The organism is Mucilaginibacter rivuli (assembly GCF_019391655.1).
In the GTDB taxonomy this organism is placed as follows: Bacteria; Bacteroidota; Bacteroidia; order Sphingobacteriales; family Sphingobacteriaceae; genus Mucilaginibacter; species Mucilaginibacter rivuli.
The window spans coordinates 25,240-48,342 of record NZ_JAHXPQ010000005.1 but is presented as its reverse complement, the minus strand read 5'-3'; the positions used below and the strand labels follow the sequence as shown (position 1 = coordinate 48,342).

General features: G+C 42.5%; 17 protein-coding genes. 3 read left to right on the top strand and 14 right to left on the bottom strand.

The features are described from left to right. Positions 1-3: 3 nt before the first annotated feature. A complete protein-coding gene (locus KXQ82_RS12805) occupies positions 4-594 on the bottom strand; it encodes a MarC family protein (RefSeq protein WP_219488792.1) in 591 nt (196 codons plus the stop codon). Positions 595-702: 108 nt separating this feature from the next. On the opposite strand from KXQ82_RS12805, the gene KXQ82_RS12800 reads away from it, so the two are divergent. Beyond that, entirely contained in the window at positions 703-1,173 is a 471-nt protein-coding gene (locus tag KXQ82_RS12800; RefSeq protein ID WP_219488791.1) for a DUF6265 family protein, read from the top strand. 66 nt (positions 1,174-1,239) lie between these two features. Here the strand turns inward: KXQ82_RS12800 and KXQ82_RS12795 are convergent, their stop codons facing one another. Both KXQ82_RS12795 and KXQ82_RS12790 read right to left on the bottom strand, forming a co-directional pair. Beyond that, on the bottom strand, positions 1,240-2,796 hold the full coding sequence (locus KXQ82_RS12795; RefSeq protein ID WP_219488790.1) for an amino acid permease: 1,557 nt from the start codon (positions 2,794-2,796) through the stop codon (positions 1,240-1,242). Positions 2,797-2,910: 114 nt separating this feature from the next. Beyond that, entirely contained in the window at positions 2,911-5,160 is a 2,250-nt protein-coding gene (locus KXQ82_RS12790; RefSeq protein ID WP_219488789.1) for a sodium-translocating pyrophosphatase, read from the bottom strand. Between the two features lie 317 nt (positions 5,161-5,477). Between KXQ82_RS12790 and KXQ82_RS12785 the strand changes: the two genes are divergently transcribed. Both KXQ82_RS12785 and dacB read left to right on the top strand, forming a co-directional pair. Beyond that, positions 5,478-6,914 (top strand): APC family permease, encoded by a 1,437-nt coding sequence (locus KXQ82_RS12785; RefSeq protein ID WP_255563650.1) that lies wholly within the window; start codon positions 5,478-5,480, stop codon positions 6,912-6,914. Further along, positions 6,892-8,310 (top strand): D-alanyl-D-alanine carboxypeptidase/D-alanyl-D-alanine endopeptidase, encoded by a 1,419-nt coding sequence (dacB, locus tag KXQ82_RS12780; RefSeq protein ID WP_219488788.1) that lies wholly within the window; start codon positions 6,892-6,894, stop codon positions 8,308-8,310. Before KXQ82_RS12785 ends, dacB begins: the two co-directional genes overlap by 23 nt. On the opposite strand, the gene KXQ82_RS12775 is transcribed toward dacB, so the two are convergent. The 11 genes from KXQ82_RS12775 to rpsA form a co-directional block, all read right to left on the bottom strand. Beyond that, positions 8,307-9,599, bottom strand: coding sequence for a bifunctional folylpolyglutamate synthase/dihydrofolate synthase (locus KXQ82_RS12775; RefSeq protein WP_219488787.1), 1,293 nt, complete (start codon positions 9,597-9,599; stop codon positions 8,307-8,309). The genes dacB and KXQ82_RS12775 overlap by 4 nt on opposite strands. A gap of 118 nt (positions 9,600-9,717) precedes the next feature. Then, positions 9,718-10,506 (bottom strand): energy transducer TonB, encoded by a 789-nt coding sequence (locus KXQ82_RS12770; RefSeq protein ID WP_219488786.1) that lies wholly within the window; start codon positions 10,504-10,506, stop codon positions 9,718-9,720. 4 nt (positions 10,507-10,510) lie between these two features. Further along, entirely contained in the window at positions 10,511-10,909 is a 399-nt protein-coding gene (locus KXQ82_RS12765; protein ID WP_219488785.1) for an ExbD/TolR family protein, read from the bottom strand. Continuing rightward, complete coding sequence (locus tag KXQ82_RS12760) at positions 10,906-11,613, bottom strand: MotA/TolQ/ExbB proton channel family protein (RefSeq protein ID WP_219488784.1); 708 nt, start codon at positions 11,611-11,613, stop codon at positions 10,906-10,908. The genes KXQ82_RS12765 and KXQ82_RS12760 overlap by 4 nt, the downstream gene beginning before the upstream one ends. Next, the gene (locus KXQ82_RS12755) at positions 11,610-12,815 is read right to left on the bottom strand and encodes an HU domain-containing protein (RefSeq protein ID WP_219488783.1); all 1,206 of its coding nucleotides are present in this window, start codon (positions 12,813-12,815) and stop codon (positions 11,610-11,612) included. The genes KXQ82_RS12760 and KXQ82_RS12755 overlap by 4 nt, the downstream gene beginning before the upstream one ends. A 37-nt stretch (positions 12,816-12,852) precedes the next feature. Continuing rightward, entirely contained in the window at positions 12,853-14,643 is a 1,791-nt protein-coding gene (locus KXQ82_RS12750) for a TonB-dependent receptor (RefSeq protein WP_219488782.1), read from the bottom strand. Continuing rightward, positions 14,643-17,711, bottom strand: coding sequence for a tetratricopeptide repeat protein (locus KXQ82_RS12745; protein ID WP_219488781.1), 3,069 nt, complete (start codon positions 17,709-17,711; stop codon positions 14,643-14,645). Before KXQ82_RS12745 ends, KXQ82_RS12750 begins: the two co-directional genes overlap by 1 nt. Positions 17,712-17,850: 139 nt before the next feature. Then, the gene (locus KXQ82_RS12740) at positions 17,851-19,257 is read right to left on the bottom strand and encodes a serine hydrolase domain-containing protein (RefSeq protein WP_219488780.1); all 1,407 of its coding nucleotides are present in this window, start codon (positions 19,255-19,257) and stop codon (positions 17,851-17,853) included. Continuing rightward, complete coding sequence (locus tag KXQ82_RS12735) at positions 19,254-20,180, bottom strand: aspartate carbamoyltransferase catalytic subunit (protein ID WP_219488779.1); 927 nt, start codon at positions 20,178-20,180, stop codon at positions 19,254-19,256. Before KXQ82_RS12735 ends, KXQ82_RS12740 begins: the two co-directional genes overlap by 4 nt. Positions 20,181-20,304: 124 nt before the next feature. After that, the gene (gene pyrR / locus KXQ82_RS12730) at positions 20,305-20,850 is read right to left on the bottom strand and encodes a bifunctional pyr operon transcriptional regulator/uracil phosphoribosyltransferase PyrR (protein ID WP_219488778.1); all 546 of its coding nucleotides are present in this window, start codon (positions 20,848-20,850) and stop codon (positions 20,305-20,307) included. A 255-nt stretch (positions 20,851-21,105) separates the two neighbouring features. Continuing rightward, positions 21,106-23,082: a 30S ribosomal protein S1 gene (rpsA, locus tag KXQ82_RS12725; protein ID WP_219488777.1), complete on the bottom strand. Its 1,977-nt coding sequence runs from the start codon at positions 23,080-23,082 to the stop codon at positions 21,106-21,108. Between the last annotated feature and the right edge of the window lie 21 nt (positions 23,083-23,103).

The window sequence follows — 23,103 nt, the reverse complement described above, 5'->3', positions numbered from 1 at the left end:
ATTCTACAATCCCGTATTACTCCTAAACAACTTGATCGCTATTGCCAGCAAGATAATGCCAAAAGCTTTCCTTAAAACCTCGAGCCCGGTTTTACCTAAAAGGCGCTCAACGTGATGCGTATTTTTGAGAACGAGGTAAACAAACAAGGTATTAAATACAATGCCGGTAATGATGTTTTCGGTATGATATTGTGATTTGAGCGAGAGCAGGGTTGTCATGGTGCCTGCGCCTGCGATAAGTGGAAAGGCTAATGGTACAATAGATACCGAGGTAATCTCATCGGTAGATGCTTCTTCTTTAAAAAATTTGTGTCCCAATATCATTTCGAGGGCGATGAAGAAGATCACCAATGAACCGGCGATGGCAAAGGATGCAATATCCAACCCAATAATGCTTAATAGCTGATTCCCTAAAAACAAGAATACCACCATTAGTAACAACACCGCCAATGATGCCCGCTCTGCATCAATACGACCCGCCTTACGCTTTAATTCGATAATTACGGGTACAGTACCCACCACATCGATAATAGCGAACAGGATAAGCGTAACCGAGGTGATTTCCTTCAGATCGAAAGCTTGTAAAAAGGTCATGTTGTTTTTTACGTTGATTAAAGTAAAGCTACACAAATAAAGAGCAGATGGCAACATGTGTAAATAATAGATATTATTATATTTACATAACATTTGATACTGACGATTATGAAAAAGGCTGCTGTTTTTATTGCGTTGCTGGTGTGCATTTTTATATATGTACAACAAACCACAACATTTAGTTCATTTTACCTGCTTGAAGGTGGCACCTGGCAAATGAAAACCAGGAAAGGTTATATATGCGAGCGCTGGAAGAAAATAAGTAAAAACGAAATGCAGGGGCAGGGCTTTAGGATTACCGGAACAGATACCCTGATGGAAGAAAAAGTACAATTGATACAACAGGATGATAGCATATATTACATCCCTACGGTTAATAATCAAAATGATGGTAAAGCTGTTTCGTTTAAGCTGGTGAGCTCTATAAATAACGAGTTCATATTTTCAAATCCTACCCATGATTTTCCGCAAAGAGTTGTTTACAAACTGGTATCGCAAGATTCGGTACATGCCTGGATTGACGGACAGATAAACGGCAAATTGGTAAAACAGGATTTTTATTATAAACGGGTTAAATAAAATTGGCCCGTAAAAAAGAAGGCCTCGTGACAAAAATCACGAGGCCTTCTTTTTTACGGATTATTATTATTCGACAAATTTAGGGTTTGGCGGATCGTTCGCATCTGCCGGCTTACCGTGCCTTACATGCGAGTGCTTAATGCTATAGCCAAAGTAAACAGCCATACCAATAGCCATCCAGATAAATAGGCGTAACCAGTTTTCAGTTCCCTCGCTGCCCATCATGGCAAGGCATATCAATGCACCAAGCGGACAAACAATTTGGTATAAAGGTGTTTGGAACGGACGAACCAGGTTAGGGTCGGTTTTACGTAAGATCATTATACCTAAACAAACCAGTACAAATGCGAACAGGGTTCCGATACTTACCATATCACCAACAATACTGTCGGGTATAAAGCCTGCGAATGCCGATACCATGACAAAGAACAACCATTGTGATTTGTATGGTGTACGGAATTTAGGATGCAGTTTTGAGAATATCGGTGGAACCAAACCGTCTGTACTCATAGTATAGAATACACGTGTCTGGCCAAGCAACATCACCAGGATAACTGATGAAAAACCTGCAAGGATAGCCACAGTAACTAATTTAGCTAACCAGCCGTAGCCTGTCATAAACGTATTGATGGCGTAAGTTACAGATGCTTCTTTACCCTGAACTAAAAACTCTTTATAAGGTGCTAAACCGGTTAATACGTGCGAGAACAGGATGTACAATATGGTACAAAATGCCAGCGATATCAAAATGCCTTTTGGCATATCTTTTTGCGGGTTCTTAGCTTCCTGTGCTGCGGTGGATACAGCATCAAAACCAATAAATGCGAAGAATACCACACTTGCGCCACGTAATACACCCAGCCAACCGTGATTGAACAGGCCCGAGTAATGTACAATACCGGTATTGGTTTTCACATCACCGGCGTTTTCCGGGATCATGTATGGCGTGTGATTTGCAGGATTGATAAAGCCCCAACCTAATGCGATGATCATTACTACGATAGCTACCTTGATGATAACAATAACGTTATTTACAATAGCCGATTCTGCAGTACCTTTAATCAGCAACAGCGTGATCATTAATAAGATAAATATAGCAGGCAGGTTAACTATACCACGGGTGCCGTGCTCCAAAGCATACATACCGGTAGTAGTGGTGGATACTTCGAAAGGTGAGTGCGACCAGGCGAAAGGTATGTGGCAGTTAAAAAACGTTTCGAGAAAATTATTGAAGTATTGCGACCAGCCGATAGCTACGGTAGCAGCACCCAAAGCGTATTCCAACACCAAATCCCAACCGATGATCCAGGCAATAAATTCGCCCATGGTGGTGTAAGAATAGGTATATGCAGATCCGGCAATGGGAATCATACTGGCAAACTCTGCATAGCATAACCCTGCAAGGGCACAACCTGCAGCAGCAATAAGGAATGAGATGGTTACAGCAGGTCCGGCGTGTTCTCCTGCGGCAGCTGCCGTTCGTACAAAAATACCGGCGCCGATAATGGCTCCAATACCCAACGCGATAAGCGATCCAACGCCGAGTGTACGTTTTAACGTTTTTTCACCCTCCGCGGCGGCGGCCATTAATTGGGCAATAGGTTTCTTAATAAATAAATTCATCAGTCAGTATGTGTTGTTTAGTTTTAATGTCTTCTCCAAACATAATCAATTTACGTTAAATTAAAAAAGGGATAACATTACTGGAATCCCTTTTTGGTAACAATTTGAATAGTTTTATTGATATTTTACAGTATTTGATTTTGTAATTACAGCAGCGCTCACTTTTATTACTTTAACTGCAGGTTTTGTTGAAACCGCGGCCGGTGGTATTTTGTTACTGTTTAAGTGTGGTGCGATAACCAATGATACAATAGACATCAACTTGATGAGGATGTTCATTGACGGGCCCGAAGTATCTTTAAACGGATCGCCAACGGTATCACCTGTTACCGATGCTTTGTGCGGCTCTGATTTTTTGTAGTACATCTCGCCGTTTATCTCTACACCTTTCTCAAATGATTTTTTAGCATTATCCCATGCACCGCCGGCATTGCTTTGGAAAATACCCATCAACACGCCCGATACGGTAACACCGGCTAACAAACCACCCAATACTTCTGGTCCGAATGCGAAACCGATGATGATTGGAGTAATTAACGCGATCAAACCAGGCGCAACCATTTCACGGATAGATGCCTGGGTTGATATGGCCACACATTTTTCATATTCAGGTTTAGCTTTGTATTCCATAATGCCCGGTATCTCGCGAAACTGGCGGCGAACTTCTTCTACCATTGACATGGCTGCACGGCCCACTGCCGAGATACACAATGCCGAGAAGATGAATGGTATCATACCCCCAACAAATAAACCGGCTAACACATCGGCTTTATAAATATCAATGTGCTCAATACCCGCTACACCTACAAAGGCCGCGAATAATGCCAGCGCGGTTAATGCTGCCGACGCGATAGCAAAACCCTTACCTGTTGCAGCGGTTGTATTACCTACGGCATCCAGGTTATCTGTACGCTCACGCACTTCCGGAGGTAAACCGCTCATTTCGGCAATGCCGCCGGCGTTATCCGCGATAGGGCCAAAGGCGTCAATAGCTAATTGCATGGCTGTAGTAGCCATCATACCTGCCGCGGCTATAGCCACACCGTATAACCCTGCAAAATAGTACGAGCCATAAATACCTGCCGCTAATACAATGATAGGCAACACGGTTGATTCCATGCCGATAGCTAAACCACCAATGATATTAGTAGCATGCCCGGTTGATGACTGACGTATAATGCTCAGCACGGGGCGTTTACCCATAGCGGTATAGTATTCTGTAATGATAGACATTAGGGTGCCTACAGCCAAGCCTACAAGGATGGCGGCAAAAACACCGTCTTTAGTAAAGTGCGATGAACCAACTTTCAACACCCCATTCGCCATATCGCGCGACATGTGGAACTCGCCTGCAGGCAACATCCATTGTACTACAAAATATGTTGCAATGGCTGTTAACACAATAGATGCCCAGTTACCAATGTTCAAGGCATTCTGTACGCTGTCGGTTTCTTTTTTGATGCGAACCATAGCTGCACCGGCTATCGAGAATATTAGGCCTAAGCCTGCAATTACCATGGGTAGCAATACCGGGGCAATGCCGCCAAAAGCATCAGGAGAAATGATCTCGCGACCCAAAACCATAGTAGCCAGCATTGTTGCTACGTATGAGCCAAATAAGTCGGCACCCATACCTGCTACGTCGCCCACGTTATCACCTACGTTATCGGCAATGGTGGCAGGGTTACGCACATCATCTTCGGGGATACCTGCTTCAACTTTACCTACAAGATCGGCGCCTACATCGGCAGCTTTGGTATAGATACCGCCACCCACACGGGCAAACAACGCGATAGACTCGGCACCTAAAGAGAACCCTGCCAAAACATCAAGCGCTTTGGCCATGGCCTCGCCATTTACATCGCCACCCGTGTTTTTAACATATATGGTATAAAAAACAATAAACAACGATCCCAAACCAATAACCGCCAGGCCGGCAACACCAAGGCCCATTACGGTACCACCGGTAAACGATACTTTTAAAGCTTGTGCTAAGCTGGTTTTAGCGGCCTGTGTGGTGCGTACATTTGATTTTGTTGCGATACGCATACCTAAATATCCTGCGAAGGCTGAGAGGAATGCGCCAACCAAAAATGACACCGCGATAATTGGGCTTGACGTATGTACCGTTGTACCCGACCATGCCAGTAATATAGCTGCCAAGGCAACAAAGTAGCCTAATACTTTCCATTCGGCACGCAAAAAAGCCATTGCTCCATCGGCAATATAGCCAGATAGTTCGGTCATGTTGCCATCACCTGCATCTTGCTTTGTTACCCATGCCGATTTGATCAGCATCACTAAAATCCCGACAAGGCCAAATACAGGAATTAAATAAATTAAGTAGGTGTTCAAAAAATCCATATAACGCGTTTAGACTAAAAAATTGGTTTATAATTTTTGATAGAATGGTAAAAATAAGCAGAACAAGTAAATTACCAAATTTAATTTCCTGATTTCGAAGCCGCTTTTTAGTATTTGAATTTAATGCCGCTGTAGCCAAAAGTTTATTTTATGGCTATGGTTATTATTTTTACTATTTAACAAATAAAAGCTTGCCAATATGTTTATGAAATGTGCTTATCATGATAAATTAATTAATCATCAGGCTGTTCGGAGCATATCACACCAATAAATTAATTTTTTTAAATAGATTAGTACCTTAAACCTTATCAGCAAAAATGGAGCAACAAACTCAACCACAAGAAATGAAACGCGAACTGGGCCTTTTAGACGGTACCATGTTGGTTGTAGGATCGATGATCGGTTCAGGTATTTTTATTGTAAGCGCCGATATTATGCGTAATGTAGGCTCGGCAGGTTGGCTGATAGCTGTATGGCTGATTACTGGCTTTATGACATTGACCGCAGCCGTAAGTTATGGCGAACTGAGCGGCATGTTCCCCAAAGCGGGCGGGCAATACATTTACCTGAAAGAAGCTTATAACGAACTCATCGCGTTTTTATATGGATGGAGCTTCTTTGCAGTAATACAAACCGGAACCATTGCGGCGGTAGGTGTAGCATTCTCCAAATTCGCGGCATACATTTTCCCGGCGTTAAGCGAAGATCTTGTACTATTTCAAATAGGCTCATTAAAAATATCGCATGCGCAAGGGGTATCGCTCATTATTATTATACTCCTTACTTTTATCAATACCCGCGGTGTTAAAAGCGGTAAGCTCATTCAAAATACATTTACGCTCACTAAAATACTAAGCCTGTTTGGCTTAATTATCTTCGGTTTAATAGCTATAAAAGGGGATATATGGAATGCTAACTGGACAAACGCCTGGCACATGCACGCCATAAATAAAGATGGTAGTGCAGGCACTCTGGATTATACCATAGGTGCGGCGCTGGGTGCCATAGCAGCGGCAATGGTAGGTTCTATCTTTAGCAGCGACGCATGGAACAATGTGACCTTTATTGCGGGCGAAATGAATAATCCGAAGCGTAATATCGGTTTGAGCTTGTTTTTTGGAACGCTCATCGTAACACTTATTTACGTAATGGCTAATGTGGTTTATATCGGTGTTTTACCGATCCACGATATTGTTGGAGCTGCAAAAGACAGGGTGGCCGTAGCTGCCTCGCAGCAGATATTTGGCAGCGCGGGAACTATTATCATAGCCGTGATGATCATGATATCTACATTCGGTTGCAATAACGGCTTGATCATGTCGGGCGCAAGGGTATATTATACCATGGCTAAAGACGGCCTGTTCTTTAAACGTACAGGTACATTGAATAAGTTTTCGGTTCCCGAGTTTGGCTTGTGGATACAATGTGTTGTGGCTTGTGTGCTTTGTTTAAGCGGTAGCTATGGTAACTTGTTGGATATGATATCGTTGGTGGTAGTAATATTTTACGTATTAACCATTGCCGGCATTTATATTTTGAGAAAGAAAATGCCAAATGCTGAGCGCCCTTATAAAGCCTTTGGTTACCCGGTACTACCTGCTATCTACATCTTAATGGGCATTGCGTTTTGTGTGGTATTGTTGATGTATAAACCGGAGTATTCATGGGGTGGTTTAATTATTGTGTTATTGGGTATCCCAATTTATTTCCTGGCGAAACGTTTTATAAAGGATGAAGAAATTATTACTGCTTAGTTTTTGCTGCCTTGCGGGGTTTGTAAACGCGCAAACACTACAAAATAAGTTAGATTACGCTTTTACCAAGTTACAGCAAGATAGCCAGTGCCGTTATTCATCCTTATCGTTAACTGTTTTAGATGCTAAAACAGGCGAGCCTATATTTTCTGCCAATGGGGATCAGGGGCTTGCAACGGGTTCTACCATGAAGGTGATTACCAGTATTACTGCTTTTAACATTTTGGGTAAAGACTATCAGTTTACTACCGATCTGAATTACAGCGGCACAATAGATGCTGATGGTACCCTTAACGGAAATATTGTAATACGCGGCGGCGGCGACCCAACCCTGGGCAGCTGGCGTTATGAAGCAACAAAAGAACATGCTATTTTAGCTCTCTGGGTTGATGCTATCCGCAAAGCAGGTATAAAACACATTAATGGGCGCATTATTGGCGATGTATCATTATTTGATACACAAGCTATTCCCGATGGTTGGATATGGCAGGACCTGGGAACTTATTATGGCGCAGGCACATCTGCACTTTGCTGGCGAGAAAACCAGTTCGATATTTTTTTACATGCGGGTAGTACACAAGGCAGTCCCGTTACGATGGCGAAGACCGTCCCGGCTATGCCTTACCTCGATTTTAAAACGGAGTTAACCACAGGTGCACCGGGTACAGGCGATCAATCATATTCGTATTTGCCCTTAAATGGAAATACCATGTACCTGCGTGGTACATTTGGGATAGATCGTATAAAAACAAACATATCTGCCGCCGTGCCCGACCCGGCCTTTGATGCCGCTTACCGTTTGACAGATACTTTGAAACGTTTAGGTATCGATGTAACAAGTGATGCACTATCATCAACAACAGCAAGCGAAAAGAAAATGGTTTTAGCTCCTGCCGATAAACTGCTGGTGAGCTATTATTCGCCTAAGCTAAGCCAGATCATTTACTGGCTCAATCAAAAAAGTGTTAACCTTTATGCCGAGCAATTATTAAAAACGATTGCCATAGCATCAGGTAGAAAAGCCTCCACCAACAACGGCATCCTCGCCATGCACGATTTTTGGAAACCACGTGGCATTGATTCACACTCCATGAATATTTATGATGGCTGCGGGCTTTCGCCCGAGGATAGGGTGACCACATCAACTCTGGCGCGTATCCTTCAATCCGCCCATGGCGCGAGCTGGTATCCGGAGTTTTATGAGAGCCTGCCTCTATATAACAATATGAAAATGAAAAGCGGTAGCATTAGCTCGGTACTTTGCTACGCCGGTTTCCACACCACACCCTCAGGCCGCGAGGTTTGCTTTTCTATTATGGTGAATAACTACAGCGGTAAAAGTGCAAGCATCAGGCAAAAAATATTTGATGTGCTGGATGTGTTGAAGGAACATTAAATCACCTCAGCCACCACAAAAGTACTGCCGCCAACAAATACCAGGTCATCAGTATTGGCGGCTTGTTTAGCCGCTTTAAATGCCGATGTAACATCAGCGTAAGCCAAACCCGATAATCCAAAGCTTTGGGCTTTTTGCTTTAAGCTTTCAGCATCCAGTCCACGGGGGATATCCGGACGGCAAAAGTAGTAAATGGCATTTTTTGGAAGCATTGACAGCACTTTGCTGTGGTCTTTATCATTCACCATACCAATAACAAAATGAAGTTGTTTGTATGGCGTGGCAGCGATATTTTTCATTACTTCGGTAATGCCCTCGGGGTTGTGGCCGGTATCGCAAATTACAAGTGGGTTTGTGCTTAATATATCCCATCGCCCACGCAGGCCTGTAAGCGTTTTAACGTGGCTAAGCGCTTCTGAAATATGGGGGGAGTTGATTGTGTAACCCGAAGTGTTTAATAGCCACAAGGCGCTTAAAACAGTCTTTACATTCTTAGCCTGATAAGTGCCAGTGAGATCGAGTTGCAGGTTATGGGTTATGGGTTGTGAGGTATGGTTCAATATCACATCCAAACTTTCGACTTCTGACTTCTGACTCCCGACTTCATCCCTCCATTCTTCCGAAGCAAACAAAATAGGTGCATGCTCCTGTTTTGCTTTCGCGATAAATACATCTGCTACTTCGGCTTGATATTCTCCGATAATTACAGGGACGTTTGGTTTAATGATACCCGCCTTCTCACCGGCTATCAGCGGGAGCGTATCGCCCAACATATTCATGTGGTCCCAACCTATATTGGTAATAACCGATAGGAGCGGTGTGATCACATTGGTTGAATCTAATCTCCCGCCAAGGCCAACTTCTATTATGGCAATATCAACCTTTTCTTTAGCAAAAACATCAAATGCCAAAGCCACCGTCATTTCAAAAAACGAAGGTTGTATCTCATCAAAATCGGCTTTATGATCTTGCACAAAATCTACCACCGTTTGCTCGCTTATCATTTCGCCGTTAACGCGGATACGTTCGCGGAAATCTTTTAAATGGGGGGATGTATATAAGCCGGTTTTGTAGCCCGCTGTTTGCAATATCGCGGCAAGCATGTGCGATGTTGAACCTTTACCATTGGTGCCGCCAACATGTATACTTTTAAATTTATGCTGTGGGTTATCCAATCTCGCGCAAAGCTCGAGCGTATTATCAAGGTCTTTTTTAAAAGCGGATGCTCCTACCCGGGTAAACATAGGGAGTTGAGTGTAGAGGTAATCGAGGGTTTGAGCGTAGGTCATTTGTAATTCGGATTTCGGATGTTCGAGTTCGAATTTTTAATTTTTTGAATATCGTCATTGCGAGGAACGAAGCAATCCTAAACTATTCATTCGCAATAAGTCTGACGAGGTGCTTATGCTAATCCACATTAAACTTCCAGGTCATAGTACCTTTTTGGTTACCCGAAGCCGGGGAGTTTGAACGGAGCTTGGAGTTTCTCAATTCTTTCTCGCATTGTTGTATCTGGTCTAAAGGTGCACGGCTTTTGCGGTTTATTGAAGTTTGTATCACGTTACCGTTCTGGTCAATCACAAAATCAATAATTACAATTCCCGGTACGCGGTGTATATTCTTTACATCCGGCGAACTCACAAATTCCCAATGTGGTAAGTTCAAGCCGTTACCAGATCCACCCGGCCCATAGTTATCACTTTGGTTTGAACCATCGGGACTACCCTGGTTACCCGGTGTACCTGTAGTACCGTCGCCTTGACCGGTGCCCGTATTTTTCATGCCTTTAAATAAGGCACGCTGATCGGGCACGCGCTGTGGCTCGGGTTTTTGAGCTTGCGCGGCACTGCTATTGCTGTTCTTCTTATTGTTTACAACGGGAGCGTCCTCGGCATCCTGGGTAACTACTTTTTGGTCGCTGTTATCTGCCGATGGGGTGTTATTATCCGTTGTATTTACTTTATCGGGTTGTGTTTTATTCGCTTTGTCAGCTTTGGAAGGCTCTTCCAGGCTCATAAAATCGCTGCCCGAACCTTCATCTGTAGTACCGTAATTTACCAGGATACCGCCCGTACCTTCTTCCGGTTTGGGCGGTAGCGAAAAGGTAAGTAAAAAGCACAAAGCAAACAACGCGCCCATAATAACAGCGGTAGCGCCAAATGCCTTTGGATAATTATTTTCTTCGGTATACTGCATCCTGTTATTTAGGCTCGGTAGCCAGTACCAGCTTTATATTTAGTTTCTGCGCGATATCCATTACCGATACCACGTTTTGTATAGCTACAGTACGGTCAACCGATAAAATGATGGTCAATTGTGATGCCACAGTTTTGTATGCGGATAAGGTAGTGTTCAAGTCTTTTTCCTGCACTTCCTTTTTATCAACAAAGTACTTCAACTCTTTACTGATAGCTACATTGATGGTTTTTTTCGAAACTGACTTTCCCGATGCCGATTTTGGCAGCATTAGCTTGATCACGTTGGGGTTGGTAACTGTTGATGCGATCAAAAAGAACAACAGCAAGAAAAACATGATGTCGTTCATGGCCGATGTATGTACTTCGGCGCTACCGCGTTTTTTTCTCCTGGTTAAATTCATTTGCTTGGCTCTTCTAACAGGTCAATAAATTCGATAGCATCGGTTTCCAGTTTCAATATTACCTTATCAACCATAATGTTTAAAATGTTGTATAACACGTAAGCGATGATACCAACCAATAATCCCGCTGCCGATGTTACCATTTTAACGTATAAACCGCCCGATATTACACCCATGCTGATGTTATCTGTTTTTGATATATCATAAAATATCTTAATTACCCCGGCAATGGTACCCAGGAAACCAAACATTGGCGCAATACCTGCCACAATACCAATAATAGGAATATTGCGCTCCAGTTTTGATACTTCAAGCTTGCCAATGTTCTCTACCGCGCCCTCTATATCTTTTATCGGGCGACCAATACGTAACAAGCCTTTTTGCAACATACGGCCAAGAGGCGAATTGCTGTTCTTGCATATCGCGATAGCCGATTCAAGGTTTCCGGTAGTTATACTGGCACGTACCTGTAACATTAGGTTCGATTCGTCTTTTGCTGCCTTGCGAATGGTGAAATAGCGTTCGAAAAATATCACCAGTGCCAATACGGCTAATATCCCGATAGGGATCATCACCCAGCCACCTTTTATTAAAAGATCGCCAAAGCGTAATTCTTCCTGTGGGACCGTTGTTGGCGTAGCAACATGGCTTAAAGTATCAACAATATGTTGTGTGGTATCTGTAATTTGAAGTAGTAAACTCATGGTTTTTTATATGGATATTTTTGTACTCGGATGTCGATAACTGATAAATGGCGCTCTTTCATTATTTTAAGACGATTGGCGTTTGCCGAGTCAGCATTAAAATAAGTGCCAAGGTTGATAAGGTATAATTTATCTGAATTTGGTTTCTTGCGGATCTCGGCCTGTGGATACCCCATTTTTGTGTAACGATGTAACTCTATATTAGCCGATTTTAAATTGGGTAACGATGCCACCACAATGCCAAAAGTATCCACAGCAACACTTGTAGGCACTGATGATGGTGTGATCGTCTTTGTTGCAGGTGTTAGGGCTTTGTTTGTTGTTGTACCTGTATCCGGCTTGTCGGATGCGCTATCATGCTGGGCCTGTAATTTCCTGTTTAAAGAATCGGTAGCCGAGTGTTTATCCAGCGGTTTGGCAGCTACCGGTTTTGGTGGTGCCGCTACAAAACGACTGAACAATTCGGGTTTGTAGTAATATAACGTAATAACGACTATGCCTAATAGAACAATAATGATGGATAAGATTAGCCAGATGTTCATTCCCCTTTTTTCTTCCTCAGTTTCGTATTCCTCTTCCTGTTCTTCAACAACTTCTTCGGGCGGCGTATAAACCGTGTGTACCGGGGGGGTAGTAATATGAATTTCGTCTGCTATATCTACCGGTTGTGGTTCGGGTTCAACAGGTGGTATTGCAGGTTCCACAAAAACAGGGGCTTGTTCTACAACTATTGGTTTTTCAAAAAAAGGCGATTTTGCCGGCGTAGTATCCTCAATAGCTTGTTGCTTGAAAGCACTGCCGCGCTTTAACTTTTCGGCACCTAAGCCATAAAATAATTCATAGCTTTCGTTAAGGCTGCTGGGTTCAAATACAAGTTCGCTGCGCCTTGTTGTAAAGTAACCCATATTGCCCAGTGGAACATTTTTATCAGTTACATCCTCTTTTAGCGAGGTTACAAATTTCTCGATAAAATAGCGTGCCGAAGCTTGCGATATCTGCCTTCTATAGGCTATTAACTCGGCAAGGTCCGTTCCTTCCTGTTCTTCTTTGGTAAACTGCGCACGCAAACTTGGCGGGTAAAATAACTGCTCTTCTTTGTTGTAATAGCCTTCAACGCGGGTGGTGTGGAACGAACCCAATCCCGGCACAACAGCCACTTCATGCTGTTGTAGTAATTCTATAATGTAATCGGCTATATCCATTTGTAAAGTAACAGTGTTGTTTAGGTAACCTTAACAGTTAAAAACGATAACCCAGGCCTCCAAAGATATTAAAACCATAGTTAGGATAATATAACCAGTTTTGATAATTATTGCTTAACAGGTTATTCACTTGTACAAAAATTGATATTTTGTTAGTGGCTTTATATTCAACACCACCGCTCAGGTCAACAAAAGAGGATATTTTTACTACCTGGCTATTGTAACTGTCGTTAGTATTGCCACGGAACATTAACGAACCATTTACGCTGATGAGATTATTGATACGGATAACAGTACCAGCAGTTAACTTAAACGTTGGCAGGTTCCAGGCTTTAGCTTCGGTGGCTAACTGGTAATCTTTAAACTCAACACGACCAAACAGGTCAAAATCCGATGATGGTTTATAATCTAACTCGCCATTAAAGCCGCTTACGCGCGATTTGCCATTATCATATACTACGGTAAAACGGTTGTAACCTTTGGTGAAATCAAAATTGCTCACAAATAGCGGCATATCCTTTACGCTGTTGCGGAAGATACTTGCTTTGAAACCTAAGCCCGGTGCAAGCATACCTTTTAAACCTACGCTCAGGTCTAACTGATCTATCGAGTTTTGGATAGGTACGTTAGCGCCAAGGAATGGATTTGTTTCCGAAAAATCGCGGATAGACGCTTTATTTACATCACCGCTTGCTTCGGCAAAAAGGCGGATGTACTTTGGTACGATCTGCCACTCCAGCCTTGCCGCCGGGAATATGTTGAATTGTGTTTTTGATCCAAACTGGTTAACAATGGTTATACCGGCATCTATCTTATAATTTTCGCCCTGAAATTTAATATAGGGGTTAGCCCTGATGATGTTATTGCTTATTGAGTACAGGCTATCCTTTACATTGGTAAAATCAACCGAGCCGCTTACGCCAACATAAAAATCGCTAATGGTTTGGTTAATATACCCCGATGCGATGATGTTGTTTTCGCTGGCTTTGTAGGCATTGCTGAACATGCTGCCGCCCACTTTTAAGGCGTAGATGAACTGCTTATCTACATCCTTGTAATTCTTAGCCAGTTCCGCTTCTCCCGATAAGGTGCTGAAATGTTGTTTACCTGTATTTAATACCGTTGGCGGGTTCAACTCATCATAACCATAAAAGCTGTTGCCTGTGTACTTGTAATTAATGCGACCGCTCAGCGAGTTTACATCACCAATGCTTTTGCCAAATATGCCTAGGTCTTCTTTATTATAATTCTGCTGCGCCAACGGACCGCTTTGGGCCAGGTGCTTAAACCATGCACCGGCTTGCAGGGCAGGGTCGGCGCCGTTGTTAATGTACACTTCGCCGAATGATGTTTTTAAATTACCTATACCCACTTTTGCATAATTATTATCCAACTCGGTAGCGCTTTCGCGGGGCAGCTTTATGGGGTCGAACTGGCGTATCGAAGTATCTTGTTGCAGGGTTTTATCTAAAGGTTTGTAAGTTAAAGGGGCCTTGAAAGGATCCTGATCTTCCAGATCGGGGTTGCGCCTTATTTTAACGGCATCGGCCAGTACAGGTTTGTATGCTGTGGTTACAATGATCTCTTCGGATAGCGTACCATTATTTTCAACCACAGGAATTATTGGCTTAGCGGGTTTTGCTCCGCCCTTTACCGTATCGGTTAATGATTTTGCCAGGTTGGATACCTTCTTCTCCTGAACGGTTTGCTTTTTTACCGGTGTCTTAGCCGGGACCGGTTTGGTTTTACCTTTTTGCTGCGCATCAGCATTAGCGAAGCAAAGTATAGCTAAAACAGTAATGAGGGTATATTTACAAGTATGTTTCATTATTGCTTAGTTGGTTTGTTATCGTCCTTTTTTACTTCGGGTGCGGGGCTCAGCGCATCCAGTTTAGCTTTCGCTGATGGCAGGATATCATCGTCGGCTTTATAGTTGTCGATGATGCTTTGCAATGTCGCCTTAGCCTGGAAGGTATCCTTTAATCCTACATAATTATCAGCTAACAAAATATAGGTTTTAGCTACCCAATAATCATAGCTTGATAGTTTATTGATGAGATCAAAACATGTTTTTTGCGATGCTTTATAATTGCGTTTGCGGTACTCTACATTAGCAATATTGTATTTAGCCTCGGCCGCGGCTATGGTTTTAGTCCCGCTAACTACTTCGTTCAGTTCTTTTAAACCGGCGGTAGTATCTGCTTTCAGCAAGTAGGCCTTACCGGCGAAAAGGCTGGAGCGGAATTTATCCTCTTCGGATGTTTTGGTGTTTTCTCGCACTAGCTCAACATATTTCAGGGCATCATCCGGCATTTCCATTTCGGCATAGCACAGCATCAGGTTGTTGAGCGCGAAGGTACGGTCGGCCTCATATTCCGAGTTTACTTCCAAACGTTTAAGGAAGGTTACCGCCTCATTATATTTCTTCTGAGCCAGGTATATCTGCGACATACTGATGAGCGACTTTTCGGTATAAGCGCTGGTCCAGTCGTTCAGGATATAGTTATAATCCGGGATGGCTTCATCCGGGCGTTTTAGCGCTACCAAACTTTGGGCCCGCATAAATTTACCCTGTTTATCAAATATCGCTTTAGGGAATTTATCAAAGTAAGCGTTAACTGCCGCAACAGTACCGGCCCAATCGCCACGTAAATACAGGTTATTGGCAGCGGTATTCATAATACTTTCCTGCTCAGCCGAGGTATAGTTACCAATTGGGGTAGTTGCGGCATAAGTGATGAATGTTTGCGCATCACCTTTATCGGTGTATATTTTTTCAATTTGCTTTAAAGCTTGTTTGGCTTCGTCTGTTGACGGGTATTCGGCAACTACACGTTTAAATGATTGTACAGCAACATCATCCTTATCAGCATTATAATCTATCAAACCCATGGTAACCAATGCACGCGGAATGTAGCTGCTGCGTGGATATTTATCTATCAAGGCCATCAATTTAGTTTTAGATGTTTCCCCGTCTGATTTAAGGAAGTAAGCATAACCAATCTCAAAAGCGGCATCATCAGCATAATTTGAGTTAGGAAAAGTACTCAGCAAGCTGTTCATGGTATTGATCCTGGTATCCAAAGCACCCTGTAAACCCTGTATCATACCACGTTGGAATAAAGCATAATCTTCACCCTGCTCATGCGCGGCAATAATGCGGTTGTAATACTCCATCGCTTTTGTATAGCTTTTCAGAACAAAATAGCTATCTGCTACACGGATAGTGGCATCTTTAACGGTGTTCTTATCCTTCTCATCGCCATCTAAAAACTTCTCGAAATAGTTGGCAGCCTTTTTATACTGCTCCCCATTGAAGGCTGCATAGGCCAGTGCATAGTTGGCGTAGTTATAAACCGGCAGGGTTTTGGCTGCAGGGATCTGCAAAAAGTTCTCGAATGATGCGATAGACTCGGTATACTTACGCATCTCGAACATGGCTTCGGCCATCCAATAAGTAGCGTAAGCTGTAATTTTAGGATCGATATTGTACTTGAGCGAACGCATAAATAAACCCTGGGCGTTTTCAAAGGCGCGTTCGTTATAAAACTCAAGTCCGCGGTAATAGGTTACTTTTTGGTAAGCCTCTTTGGCACTCGCGCTCATTGATGGCAACGCTTCCAATATATCTATTGCTTCGCGATAGTTGTGCGAGTTAAGCAACTCTTCGGCAAGTAGGGTTTTAACCTCGTTCAGTTTTGCAGAACGGGGATAAGTATTCAGGTATAGGCGGGTAGCATCTAAAGCCTGGCTGTTAAAATTGAGTTCGTAAGATAGCTTGGCGTATTCGTAAAGAGCGTCTTCTTTCAACTGTGGGTCAAAATCAAGTTTTGAAGCAACCAAAAATGCGCTACGGGCACTTTGTTTATTGTTTGTTTTTAAGAAAACATCGCCAAGGGTATAACTACCATTCTGACTGTATATATCTTTTTTATCAATAAGTTTTTGCAGTTCTTTTGATGCTTTAGGATAATTCGCGATTTTATAATTAGCATAACCTATCTGGTAGCTATCCTGCGTGTTTTGCGTTTTACCAAGGTCCAGGTCCTGGAAACGAGTATAGTAACTAGCCGCGTTTTGATAATCTTTTTTTGCGAAGTACGATGCAGCAACCAAATGCAGCATCTCGGTTTCGTAAAGTTGTTTGGTGCTGTTTAATATCGGGATAGCATAAGTAATCACATCATCATAACGATGATCTAAAAAATATACCGCTGTGATATAGTACGGATAGCTGGCTTCGTATTTCTTGGAGTTTTTAAGCTTTTCGAAGTTAAGCAGGGCAATGCTGTAATCTTTATTCAAATAAGCGATGTATGCAAAATAGTAGGTCGCATCTTCGGTAAAAGGGGATACCTTGTTCTTTACTTCTCCAAAAAGGATCTGTGCATCTTTATAATCGTTCGTCGCGAAAAGCGCATAACCTTTGCGAAACTTGTATTCGGTATTGATAGCGCCGCTCAACTCGCCTGCTTCAACTTTGTTGAACCATACTAATGATGCAGGGTAATCTTCGCGCTGAAAGTATGATTTACCCACCTGGAAAAATGCCAGTTTGGTTAAAGGGTTTTCGGGGTGCTCTTTTATGAATTTTAGCAGTAAACCTTCGGCATCATCATTATTTAATTGCAAAGCGCAAAAGGCTTCGTAATACTGGGCGTTTTCTTTTATTAGCGATAGTTGTGATTCGAAAGCAGGCTGACTGCCGGTGCGGATGGCTGATTTTTCCAACAACCTAAACTGCTCAATAGCTCCTGCATAGGCTCCTTTGTCCATCAGATCGGTGGCGCTGTGGTAAACGCGGTAATAATCAAAAGCCTGATCTTGCTGCGCCGTGGCCTGTAATGATATAAAAAGTACGGATAAGGATATGACGTAGTGTTTTGCTCTGACCATAGATATGCTAATAAACAACGCTGCTAAAATACGTTTTACCAAAAGGCGTAATTAACAATAGTAACTAACACCTGTGGATAACCGCAATTTTAACGAAAGCGTTTTGGAGATGGTATGCGTGTGGAAAAGTTTTGGAATGTTAGTCAATCAATTTTAACAGCGAAACCCCAAGCCCATCGACTGATATGGAATTGTTTGCAACCATTACAACTGCTACATTTTTATCGACGTTAAAAGCCAAAAAGCTCCGGCTGCCACCTGTGCCGCCGTTGTGAAAATAATATTCCGTACTTTTTACTTTGATAATGAACCATCCTAAGCCAACTTTATCTTCCTTATCAAAAGTGACCTGGTGGGTCAGGGTAAATTCTTTAGCGAGTGGGCCGGTGCGTTGCATATTAGCCTTTGTATATAATAACAGGTCATTTATAGTTGAGCGTAATGAACCACATGCTTTTAAAGCATCAAAATCCCAGGGTAAAACTTGTATACCGTCTTTATTGTACACCGAAACAAATCTGTCCGATAGAGCAGGGCTAATATGTTGTACAGTGCTTGCCATGCCCAGCGGTTTGCATATTATATCGGTAACCATTTGCTCAAAGCTTTTGCCGCTTACTTTCTCCAATATCAAACCCAGCAAACCCACACCCATGTTTGAGTAAGAAGAAACTTCACCGGGTTTTGTTACTAAGCTGCATGCCTTCAGATAGTTGAACAACAGGTGTTTATCAAACCTAACGTAGGGGTTTAGTTCATTAAACTTTGATTGGTTATTAAAATCGGGTGGGAGCGATGGCAGCCCCGAAGTATGGTTGCTTAACTGCATCAAGGTTATTTGTTGCAGGTTTTTATTGGAAGCTACAGAATCGGGCAGATATTTGGTAATGGGATCTGTTAATTTTACTTTGCCGGTTAAAACGTAATGTGCCAATAAAGTGGCAGTGAAAGTTTTAGTGATAGAGCCTATCTCAAATAAGGCATTGGCATCAGGAAGTTTAGCATTTCCTTTTGCAGTTTCGCCATAACCGTAATTAGTTATTTTACCTTTATTGAAGATACCGACACTTAACCCTACTGTATTAGGTTTTTGAATATAATGCCTTATGGCAGAGTCTATCCGTTTTTCTAAAACTGTTTGGAGTGGATTGGAGGTTTCTTCAAGTGCTGTTTTATTTGGCTTGAACGGCACAAACTTGAGCATGTCTAACTTGTTTTCTGCGTCTAAATAAAAGTTCAGTTGTAAAGTCGCTTTTTCGAAGGTGAGTTTATAAACGGCTTCGTCATCATCAAACTCGACAAATTCAGCATTGGTTACCTGTCCTAAAGGAAACAGCTTATTGGTGAAAAAGTCTGCAAGCGATTTTTCCGGTGTTTGGGCCCGGTAGTTTTTAGAGCATAGCGTATAAAGTGCCGGGTTATTTTGGGTGTTAATGTAAGTTTTGAGCAGGGTGGCAACCGAATCGGCTTTGTATTTGCTTTGCGCGAAGGAAAAGAACGGGATAATTATAAATGCGAGTGAAGCGATAATTAAGCGAGCCCTCATTGCGTTTGCCCGGCCAGTAAATATAATACCGCCATACGGATCGCCACGCCATTCTCCACCTGGTCAAGAATAATGGATTGCTTGCTGTCGGCTACATCACTGGTTATCTCTACGCCGCGGTTAATAGGGCCGGGGTGCATTACCGTGATCTCTTTATCCAGTGAATCGAGTATTTGTTTATTTAAGCCGTAAAGCATGGTGTACTCACGCAGAGATGGAAAGTACTTAATATCCTGACGCTCTAATTGGATGCGCAGCATGTTGGCTACATCGCACCAGTTAAGCGCCTTTCTTAAATCATGTTCAACTTTTACACCTAATGAGCCGATGTATTTTGGGATAAGGGTAGTAGGCCCGCAAACCATAACCTCGGCACCAAGCTGTTTAAGGCAAAGGATGTTGGACAGGGCCACACGCGAGTGCAATATATCGCCAACAATAACGATTTTTTTGCCGGCTACTTCCCCATATTTTTCGCGGATAGAAAAAGAGTCTAACAAAGCCTGTGTAGGATGCTCATGTGCGCCATCGCCTGCGTTTACTATTTGAGCTTTGATGTGCTTAGACAGGAAGATGCCCGCTCCCGCGTATGGGTGGCGCATAACCACCATATCAACCTTCATGGCCAGGATGTTATTTACGGTATCTATCAGCGTTTCGCCTTTGCTTACTGATGATGACGATGCCGCGAAGTTTATTGTATCTGCCGAAAGGCGTTTTTGTGCAAGTTCGAACGATAAACGGGTACGGGTTGAGTTTTCGAAAAATATATTGGCAATGGTTACATCGCGCAGGGATGGGACCTTTTTTATCGGGCGGTTCAGTACATCTTTAAAAGTATCGGCGGTTTCGAATATGAGTTCGATATCGCGTTTGTTCAGATCTTTGATTCCTAAAAGATGTTTTGTACTGAGAGTATCCATGCGTTGTTTTATTCAATATTGTTTTCCACGCGTCATTGCGAGGTACGAAGCAATCATAAACTATGTATATTGGCAACCTGTCAGTCGAGGATTGCTTCGTACCTCGCAATGACGATTTTTTTATCTACTTCACATCTGATAACAAAACCACCTTATCTTCCCCATCAGTTTCTTTCCAGCTTACCACAACTTTTTGCGATGCGATAGAATCAACCGGTATACCAACATAATCTGCTGTAACGGGTATATGGCGCGAGTACCGCCTGTCAACCAGTACCAGTAGTTCCATTTTTTCGGGGCGGCCAAAGGCCATCATAGCATCCATAGTAGCCCGTATGGTGCGGCCTGTCCACAATACGTCATCCATCAGTATTACCTTTTTGCCTTCAACAATAAAATCAATACGGGTTTGGTTAGGTACCAAAGGTGTTTCGCGGCGGCGGAAATCGTCACGGTAAAAGGTAATATCTAGGTCGCCCTGCAGTATGGTTTTTCCGGGTAATATCTTACGTAATTCTTCGGCAATGCGTTTAGCTAAGTAAATGCCACGCGGCTGTATACCAATGATAACGGAGTTTGAAAAGTCGTTGTGATTTTCAATTAACTGCCTGCATAAACGTTGTATGGTGATTTGAAATTTTTGACCGTCGAGCAAGGTTGGGTTGAGCATCGTTGGGTGGATTTGGGCAAAAATAGGAATTTTTTATTTAGATGTGTGTATTGAGATATGAGTATTGATATTTTTTTAAAGAAATCTCATCTCGTCATTGCGAGGCACGAAGCAATCCTAAACTTTGTATTAGTGGTTTGATGTCGCTAACCTATCTATCGAGGATTGCTTCGTGCCTCGCAATGACGTCGGTTTTAACCACAAAAAAAGCCCCATCGGTAACGATGGGGCTTAAGAGAGAAAATTATTTAAAGCTTATTTTGCTTCTTCTTCAGTTTTTTTAGCTGCTGCTTTTTTGGTTGCTGCCTTAGTTTCGGCACCTTCCATTTGCTCTTTTAATTGAGCAAGCACGCTTAAATCACCTAAAGTTGATTTTTCAACCGAATCTTTCACTTTTTTCACGGCGCTGGTAGCAGTCTTCGCTTCTTTTTTACGAGTTTCAAATTCCTGAACTCTCGCTTCAGAGCGGGCTTCTTCCCAGATACGTGCGTGTGATATAACGATACGTTTGTTTTCTTTGTTAAATTCAATGATTTTGAACTCGCCGGTATCTTCAGCTTTTAAGCTCTTGCCATCTTCTTTAACCATGTGTTTTGTTGGTACGAAACCTTCAACACCATATGGTAAAGCAACAATTGCACCTTTATCAGTTACTTTCAATACTGTACCTTCATGTACCGAATCGATAGTGAAGATAGTTTCGAAAGTATCCCAAGGGTTTTCTTCCAATTGTTTGTGGCCTAAGCTTAATTTGCGGTTTTCAACGTCAAGTTCTAAAACAACTACGTCTAATTTTTCACCAACTTTAGTGAACTCGTTAGGGTGATTGATTTTTTTAGACCATGAAAGATCAGAGATGTGGATCAAACCATCAATACCATCTTCCAATTCAACAAACACACCAAAGTTGGTCATGTTTTTAACTGTAGCTACGTGTGTTGTTCCAACAGCGTAACGATCAGCAGCTTGTTGCCATGGATCAGGAGTTAATTGTTTAACACCTAAGCTCATTTTGCGCTCGTCGCGATCAAGAGTTAATACTTGTGCTTCAACTTCGTCGCCAACTTTCAAGAATTCTTGTGGGTTACGCAGGTTTTGTGACCATGACATTTCTGACACGTGGATCAAACCTTCAACACCCGGGATAATTTCTAAGAAAGCGCCGTAATCAGCAACAGTAACTATGCGGCCCTTAACTTTTGATCCGATCTGAAGATCAGCATCAAGCGATTGCCAAGGGTGTGGAGTTAATTGTTTTAAGCCTAAAGCGATACGTTTTTTCTCGTCATCAAAATCAAGAACAACAACGTTGATCTTCTGATCTAATGCCAATACTTCTTTCGGATGCTCTATGCGGCCCCAAGATATATCGGTAATGTGCAGTAAGCCGTCAACACCACCCAAATCGATGAATACACCGAAGTCGGTAATGTTTTTAACTGTACCTTCCAATACCTGGCCTTTTTCAAGTTTGGCCACGATCTCGGTTTTTTGGTTTTCCAAATCGTCTTCGATCAGCACTTTGTGCGATACCACTACGTTTTTAAACTCGTGGTTGATTTTAACAACTTTGAACTCCATTGTTTTGCCCACATAAACGTCATAATCCCTGATAGGTTTAATGTCGATCTGTGAACCTGGTAAAAAGGCTTCAACGCCCATTATATCTACAATTAAACCACCTTTAGTTCTGCTCTTCACAAAACCTTCAATGATCTCATCGTTATCTAAAGCACTGTTAATACGCTCCCATGATTTTTGAGTTTTTGCACGTTTGCGTGATAATACCAACTGACCGTTAGCATCTTCCTGCGACTCAACAAATACGTCAACTGTGTCACCAACCTTCAGGTCCGGTGTATCACGGAATTCAGACAGAGATACCAAACCATCAGATTTAAAACCAATGTTTAATACTACGTCTTTGTTGTTGATGTTAACTACAACACCTTCAATGATCTCGCCTTTGGTGATAGAGCTGAATGTAACATCGTACATTTTCTCTAAAGCCTCGCGGTCGCTGTCGCTGTAGTTACCAAATTTTTTCTCATCCGCATCCCAATCAAAATCGCCAGGTTCTACTGTAGCGATCGCGGTTGACTTGATCTGTTCGATAGATAACGAATCAGCTTCTGACTCGATCGTCTCTTTCTCTTTAGGTAGAGCGCTTATTGCGCCTAACTCGGCTTCTTTAGCCTTTAGTTCTTTTTCTGCTTCTTGTTTTTTTGCCATTAAATAATTTATCTCCTTTTC

What these genes read in the sequence shown, in the direction of transcription:
- KXQ82_RS12805 (WP_219488792.1), bottom strand. Translation starts at nt 594, where the DNA reads ATGACCTTTTTACAAGCTTTCGATCTGAAGGAAATCACCTCGGTTACG.
- KXQ82_RS12800 (WP_219488791.1), top strand. Translation starts at nt 703, where the DNA reads ATGAAAAAGGCTGCTGTTTTTATTGCGTTGCTGGTGTGCATTTTTATA.
- KXQ82_RS12795 (WP_219488790.1), bottom strand. Translation starts at nt 2,796, where the DNA reads ATGAATTTATTTATTAAGAAACCTATTGCCCAATTAATGGCCGCCGCC.
- KXQ82_RS12790 (WP_219488789.1), bottom strand. Translation starts at nt 5,160, where the DNA reads ATGGATTTTTTGAACACCTACTTAATTTATTTAATTCCTGTATTTGGC.
- KXQ82_RS12785 (WP_255563650.1), top strand. Translation starts at nt 5,478, where the DNA reads ATGGAGCAACAAACTCAACCACAAGAAATGAAACGCGAACTGGGCCTT.
- dacB (WP_219488788.1), top strand. Translation starts at nt 6,892, where the DNA reads ATGAAGAAATTATTACTGCTTAGTTTTTGCTGCCTTGCGGGGTTTGTA.
- KXQ82_RS12775 (WP_219488787.1), bottom strand. Translation starts at nt 9,599, where the DNA reads ATGACCTACGCTCAAACCCTCGATTACCTCTACACTCAACTCCCTATG.
- KXQ82_RS12770 (WP_219488786.1), bottom strand. Translation starts at nt 10,506, where the DNA reads ATGCAGTATACCGAAGAAAATAATTATCCAAAGGCATTTGGCGCTACC.
- KXQ82_RS12765 (WP_219488785.1), bottom strand. Translation starts at nt 10,909, where the DNA reads ATGAATTTAACCAGGAGAAAAAAACGCGGTAGCGCCGAAGTACATACA.
- KXQ82_RS12760 (WP_219488784.1), bottom strand. Translation starts at nt 11,613, where the DNA reads ATGAGTTTACTACTTCAAATTACAGATACCACACAACATATTGTTGAT.
- KXQ82_RS12755 (WP_219488783.1), bottom strand. Translation starts at nt 12,815, where the DNA reads ATGGATATAGCCGATTACATTATAGAATTACTACAACAGCATGAAGTG.
- KXQ82_RS12750 (WP_219488782.1), bottom strand. Translation starts at nt 14,643, where the DNA reads ATGAAACATACTTGTAAATATACCCTCATTACTGTTTTAGCTATACTT.
- KXQ82_RS12745 (WP_219488781.1), bottom strand. Translation starts at nt 17,711, where the DNA reads ATGGTCAGAGCAAAACACTACGTCATATCCTTATCCGTACTTTTTATA.
- KXQ82_RS12740 (WP_219488780.1), bottom strand. Translation starts at nt 19,257, where the DNA reads ATGAGGGCTCGCTTAATTATCGCTTCACTCGCATTTATAATTATCCCG.
- KXQ82_RS12735 (WP_219488779.1), bottom strand. Translation starts at nt 20,180, where the DNA reads ATGGATACTCTCAGTACAAAACATCTTTTAGGAATCAAAGATCTGAAC.
- pyrR (WP_219488778.1), bottom strand. Translation starts at nt 20,850, where the DNA reads ATGCTCAACCCAACCTTGCTCGACGGTCAAAAATTTCAAATCACCATA.
- rpsA (WP_219488777.1), bottom strand. Translation starts at nt 23,082, where the DNA reads ATGGCAAAAAAACAAGAAGCAGAAAAAGAACTAAAGGCTAAAGAAGCC.